Annotated in this window: 3 protein-coding genes; all 3 read right to left on the reverse strand. The window is 48.0% G+C overall.

Annotation, left to right across the window (positions count from 1 at the left end):
* Positions 1–121: 121 nt before the first annotated feature.
* Complete coding sequence (locus VB741_RS26130; RefSeq protein ID WP_323368161.1) at positions 122–1765, reverse strand: calcium-binding protein; 1644 nt, start codon at positions 1763–1765, stop codon at positions 122–124.
* Between the two features lie 551 nt (positions 1766–2316).
* A complete protein-coding gene (locus VB741_RS26585; protein ID WP_323368162.1) occupies positions 2317–2871 on the reverse strand; it encodes a GNAT family N-acetyltransferase in 555 nt (184 codons plus the stop codon).
* 12 nt (positions 2872–2883) lie between these two features.
* Positions 2884–3480: a DUF6151 family protein gene (locus tag VB741_RS26140; RefSeq protein WP_323368163.1), complete on the reverse strand. Its 597-nt coding sequence runs from the start codon at positions 3478–3480 to the stop codon at positions 2884–2886.
* Positions 3481–3709 lie beyond the last annotated feature (229 nt).

Below are 3709 nucleotides of genomic sequence, written 5' to 3' on the forward strand. Positions count from 1 at the left end.
GATGTTCTGCCGTATTCGCGGTTACCTATCCACTCTACGCAAACAGGGGCATAACGTTCTGGATGCCCTCATGGGATTGTTCTCTGGAAACCCTATAACTCTCCTACCCCAGCCTGAGTAGTTACCCACCCAGTCCAAATACGTGGTCATTGCCACCTTGGGCGTTAATCACGTCATTGGAATGATTGAAGCCACGAACGACGTTGTCAAGTTCATTCAAGAAGGTGACAGTATTACGGTTGAAAATCCTGCTGCGGGTGGAGTTTGCATTAAATACATCAAAGCTATCGTCAAGCCCAGATTCGTTGCCGAAGATGATGTTGCCACGAGCGACATTAGCCCCTGTGTTCCGTCCCAGGTTATCGAGGTTTTCCAGAGCAAAGTCCTGCAGTACAACCCTGGTATTTGTAGCATCCTTCAGGAAGGAGATCTCCAAATCTTCACCAGTTTGGGTGAGTTGTAGGTTCTCGGCAGTTAGACCATCACCTGCAAATTGGAGGGTATCAATTTCCTGGATGGTCGATTGAGAGGGACGAGCACCGAGCCCAACACCACCAAAATTTTTAACCTGGAGAGTTTCACCAACCCCAACTTGGATAATTTGTTGTCCGCCACTGGTGTCCAGGGTTCGGTCTTGGAATTCAAAGTTAGCCGCAGAGAAGTTATCAAGGGCATCGATCGCAGCTTGCCCTATCAAATCAGTCTGACGAGCAAGGATCTTCAGGTCAGCCGTAGGATCATTGAGGTTAGTGGAATAAACCAACCGGTTGAGTTGGAGACCAGAGTTAGAGTAAACAAAGAAGCCTGCTCCATCGTCATTGACGAGATTGGCAATTTGGCTAGCAGCCACGCCCGCATTGAAGGGTGTGGCAGGATTGTTATCATTGTCAGCGTTGAGCAAAACAATCGCATTGGCTCCAAGGGGTATATCGGCACCGGGTGCATTTGCATCCAAGGCGACAAAGTTAACATCTCCAAAAACGCCAAAATCAGCTGCATTGAGCTGATATTTGTCCTGGGTAAAGTCAAAATCAGTAATGAAGTCTTCGTTGCCAATGACTTGACGACCCGGAGCAGAAACATCCGCCCCATCGAAAGGATCACCCGAAAAGGCGAAGGTATCTGCTCCAAGGCCGCTGGTCAGGATGTCCGAACCAGGACCCCCATCAATTAAATCATTGCCACCCCGGCCATCAACAAAGTCTTGGGCTGCGGTGCCGAGCAGTACATTGTTGTTGTCGTCACCAACCACAGTATTCGCAGCCAGCAAGAAATTGGTGGCAGTGAAGGTGGGAAGGGCATTTCTGGCAGCATCTCCGGTGAGGGTGCGAATGTTGCCCAGGATGGAAATATCCGCCGTGGCACTACCTAGGTCGGCAGAGTAAACTAGGCGATTGATTTGCAAGGTTTCATTGAAGTAAACAAAAACCCCAGTCCCACTAGCAACGCCAGTACCTGCGATCGCACTTGCAGCTGCACCTGCATTGGCAAAGGAACCTTGAATCACAACGATGTTGGCATTGCTAATGCCACTGTTTGTCAGGTCTGCTACTGTACCGTTAATAAAAACTGGTGTCCCAGAAATACCCAAATCAGTGGTATCCAGAACAAATCGATCCTCAGCAATCAGAAACTCATTAAGTTCACTGGGTTGATTGACAACTTGCCGACCATCTGCGGAGACATCTACGCCATTGAATGGGTCACCACTGACCACAAAGTTATCTTGACCAGAAACACCGGTCAAAGGGCTGATTTGAGCCATGATAAAAACCTCAAATTTACTAATGAACGATAAATAAACCAGACGTCACACAAGCGTGGCCGCACTCTTGGAAACTGTGCGTTCCTCTTTTTAAAAGAAGTGTGAATCTTGCGATCGCATGTAATAGGTGATCGCAAACCCATATCAAGGCATCAATCAGTTCCGCACGAAACAATCTTCTCCATGCAGTGCTCAAGGGTTGATTTGAGTCAGTAATGCCTATCAAAACAAGCAGTAACGCGACCCAGGTGGGTTGTTATCCTGGATGTGTTTTGCTTGCTTTGTTAGTAGTACCAACGCCACCCTCAATTAGATTTAAAGATCTAAGATTTTTTGGGAAATTGTGCTGACCTTGAGCAGCCAAAGCAGGCTTTGAGCACCTCTTACGATCGCCCCATTCCCAATCACCTCAGTGCTTTCAGTCTCACAGACGACTGGGTGGGACACATGCAAGGACTTTTTGCGAAGCCAGCTAACGGTCGCGCTCACCGGACGCAGATAACCTTCGCCCCTCAACCAGCTATTTAGTATGTTCCAGTCCCGCGCAGTTGTTATATAGTGATACGGCGATTCCACTGCGCTCTCGTGATTCGCCAATCTACCTCACTCCAACCTCGTTCGGACATCCAGGTGGAACCCGGACGAATACTAACTACTTCTGCTCCAATCCACTCTGCCAACCGAGCGATCCGCGCGTTTGCACTGACCGTGGAACCAGAGATCACGTCTAGCCTTAGTTCCCTGAACCCGAAGTCGAGTAGGGCGCGCCCAACCTCGATCGCGTAAGCATATCGCCCCCAATAGTCTGGTGCAAGTTCGAGCCCCAGTTCCATTTCACCTGCATCAAACCCCCTTCCCCGCAGTCCGCAGCAGCCGACAAGCGCGAAAGGTTCATGCCGCTGGACAATCGCCAGTTGGTAGTTAAGTCGAGGCTGCTCAGAAGCCCATGTACAAAATGTCTCAAACAAACGTGCTGATTTTTCGGGACTAGCTTCGCTAGGTTCATAAAAGATCTGACTGCGTGGATCGGATTGATAGTCCAAGAATGGCGATCGATCTAACTCAACAAAATCACGCAGCAGAAATCTTTTAGTTACGATCTCCATACCAGTGGATTGTTATACAGTATTCTTTACGTTCTTTAACTCCTCAGCGTTGAGCGTTTTTGGGACAACAATCGGAGTACCAGATTCCATATCAAAGAAGGGGGTTTGTTTATATCTCCCATCAAAACGCGCTTTCAGCATCATGCCAATCACACGCAAGATACCAGATAAAGCTCCTGTCGATTTTGGCTTATTTTCTCCGATCGCGGATTGGGTGTTGACGTACATTCTGATAGAACCAAACGCGTTGTCTAACGAAGTTTGATCTAAACTCAAGCAGGTATGGATTAAACCAATGAAAGATAGGTTAGGGGTTGGAAGCGTATTACCGATTGGAGTATTACAACACGTAGCGTACCATCGCAGCAACCCCTTTGCTGTAAGACGCATACAGGTCAAATTCTCAATGCCTTCGGTAAACGTGATATTGGCAGGGATGGTCTGAATGATGCTAGTGCCTCCCATTGCGTCGAGTATTTCATGCTCTCGTTTTAGAAAACGGGCGAAGGCTTGGCAATCCGCGCAGTAGCACACGCATCTGTTTAGCTCTTGATTGCAGCTCAGGGCACCCTTGAGTTTGCCACAATGACAACGAATCGAGTGGGTCATAGTTTTTGTTTCTCTTTATTATCAAAACATTGAATGATGCCCGTCCAATCTGTGTCTTCCATTACTGTCTCAGTATAGTTGTTTTCTGTGTATGATCTTATGACTGGACAGTGCGAAGTTTCTGTTGAGTGATTAGGCGGCAGAAGCCATCTGTTGCTGGGGTTCCGGAGGCCTGATTCTGGCAGCGAGTAATTTAGGAAGAAGTAGAGTGGGTCTACGTTTGGCTAAA

This window comes from Leptothoe sp. PORK10 BA2, assembly GCF_034932105.1.
Classification (GTDB): domain Bacteria; phylum Cyanobacteriota; class Cyanobacteriia; order Phormidesmidales; family Phormidesmidaceae; genus Leptothoe.